General features: G+C 64.7%; 1 protein-coding gene and 1 pseudogene. Both read left to right on the top strand.

Features of this window, described 5'->3' with window-relative positions; all coding sequences use genetic code 11:
• Nucleotides 1–358: pseudogene (locus ACLP25_RS02990) on the top strand (phospholipase D family protein); the annotation flags it as partial.
• Nucleotides 351–2661: DEAD/DEAH box helicase (locus ACLP25_RS02985; RefSeq protein ID WP_442467745.1), on the top strand; the 2311-nt coding region annotated here is incomplete at its 3' end. The pseudogene ACLP25_RS02990 and the gene ACLP25_RS02985, both read left to right, overlap by 8 nt.

Genomic DNA, 2661 nt, shown 5'->3' with positions numbered 1-2661 from the left:
ACTGCCCGCGGAGCGCAACGCCGCCATCCTCCGCTGGGTGATCGACAGCAGGGAAAAATTCCTCCGCTACATCCGCATGCTTCTCGCAGAGATCGGCGATCCCTTTTCCTTCGCGCTGGCCGCGCAGATGGCGAACGGAGACGGCGAGCGGCGCGTGGCGAAGGACGACGCCCCGATCATCGAAGAGATGGTGCGGGCCTTGTGCCGGGGCGGCTATCCCATGCAGGCCATTGAACGCCTGATGGCGGGCCTCGGGGAAGCCAGGGATGGAGAACCCGATCCCGTCCCGGCCGAGTTCCGCACCCTGTGGAACACGTTCCGGGTTGCGCTGAACGCGCTGGACGCCCATCATGACTGAGTCCTTCTGTGCCGAAGCGGCGCTCGCCCCACTGAAGGCCTTTCAGCGGCGGACCGTCGACTACGTGTTCGAACGGCTCTACGGGACGAGCGATCCCGTGCGGCAGTTTCTCGTCGCCGACGAGGTGGGCCTTGGAAAGACGATGGTGGCGCGCGGCGTCATCGCGCGAGCCATCGAGCTTCTGTGGGATCGCGCCGATCGCATCGACGTCCTCTACATCTGCTCCAACCAGGCGATCGCCTCCCAGAACCTGAACCGCCTGAACGTTCTGAACCGTCGTGAGTTGACGCTCCCGACGCGAATGACGCTCGTTCTCCTTCAACTCCGTGGCGCCGGCGCCCTCGACAGCAACAAGGTGAATTTCGTCAGCCTCACGCCGGGAACCACCTTCGACCTCCGCTCGACAACAGGAGTGACGCCGGAGCGCGCCTTCTTGCGTCACCTGCTGTCCGACCTCGTGACGGATCCCCGGGGCCTTCACAATCTCCTGCAGGTCTCGGCTGGAGCGGAAGGCTGGAGCCGCGCCGTGGAAGCCATGTCGCTGGACGGGGTGGATACGCGCATCGTGGAACGCTTCCGCAACGAGGTGCGGGCGGACTCGGTGCTATTCGATGAGCTGGAACGCGTTTGCGGATTGTTTCACCGCCGCCGGGAAAGCGATCCGGAGGAAATGACTGCGCCTCGCAACGCGCTCGTGGGGCGACTCCGCAAACGCCTGTCTCACTGCTGCGTCGAGGCCTTGAAGCCCGACCTCATCATTCTGGACGAGTTCCAGAGGTTCAGGGATCTGCTGCATGGAGACACAGAGGCTCGCGAACTGGCGCAAGAGCTGTTCGAATACTCCGGAGCCGACGGCCGCGCCACAAGGACCTTGCTGCTGTCCGCGACGCCCTACCGGATGCTGACGCTCGCGGGGGACGATTCGGAGGAGGGAGACCACTATCAGGACTTCATCGAGACGCTCGGCTTCCTGTTTGGCCGGGAAAGAGGCCGCGAGGCGGCGGCAGACGTCGCCCGAGACATGCGCGCCTTTCGCAGCCTCCTGCAAGGTCTTCCGCAAACCCGCGAGAAGGCGGTCGAGGCGCGAAAGGCGATCGAAGGCCAGCTTCGCCGAGTGATGGTGAGGACCGAGCGCGTCTCCAGCACCAAAGACCGCGACTCGATGCTCGTAGAACGCGCGCGCATCTTGAGCGTCTCCTCGGAAGATCTGGTCGAAGCCTCCGCCGTATCGAAGGTGGCGGAAATTCTAGACGCGCCGGGAATCGTCGAGTACTGGAAATCCTCCCCGTATCTGCTCAACTTCATGCGGGACTACGACCTGAAGAAGAAGCTCGTGGAAAGGGTCCGCGCTCCGGGGGCCGACGTCAGGTTGCATGACGCGGTCAGGAACGCCGGACCGACGCTGCTGAAACGCTCGGCAATCGCCTGGTACAGGCCACTGGCGCCGGCGAACACTCGAATGCGGGCGCTCATGGACGATGTCTTCGGGCAGCGGCTCGAGCAGAACCTCTGGATTCCGCCGGCGCTCCCTTACTATGGCAGCGCACGCCCCGATACGCCGCCGACGAAGGCGCTCGTTTTCTCCGCCTGGTCCGTGGCGCCGGACGCCATTGCGGCGATCTTGTCCTACGAGGCCGAGAGGCGGGTGGGTGCTGGCGACGATCAGCGGAAGTATTTCGAACAGCATCGCTTGCGTCCGCTGCAGTTTCGCAGAGATCAGGGCCGATTGACTGGCCTGCGGACGCTGTTGCTGATCTATCCGTCGCCGACCCTTGCGCGACTTGCCGATCCCTTAGCCGCGTTTTCGGAATGCGACTCCACGCCGTCGGAGGCAGCGATGCGCGCGGCGATCGCCGTTCGTCTCGAACCGTTGCTCGCGCGTATGCGGCCCATGTCGGCTGAGCCAACGGCTCCGACGCTGGAATGGGCCGTCCCGGCGATGCTCGATGAACTGACGGGCAAACGGTCCCGCGGCTGGCTCGAGGCGTCTTCGGGCATGCAGGACCTCGCGAGCGAAGACGCGTTTCGCGAGCATGTCGCCGAACTGGCGTCCGCAGCGACGCGGAACGAATATGCCGGATCTCGCGCGGAGCTGATGGAACTCCTTGTCGATGTTGCGCTCGGCAGCCCCGCCGTGTGTGCGTTGCGCGCGCTGAAGAGAATAGCCCCGGAACTGGCGTGGGACGAACCCGCCCTGCTCTCCGCGGCGGCTAAGGTCGCCTGGGCCTTTCGGGCGCTTTTCAATCAGCGCGATTCCGTGGCGCTGCTTCGTCGCGACTCGGATGATTTCTATTGGCGTCAGG

The organism is Roseiarcus sp. (assembly GCF_052145395.1).
Lineage (GTDB): Bacteria > Pseudomonadota > Alphaproteobacteria > Rhizobiales > Beijerinckiaceae > Roseiarcus.
The sequence above is the reverse complement of the archived record's forward strand: the minus strand, read 5'-3'. Positions and strand labels throughout refer to the sequence as shown.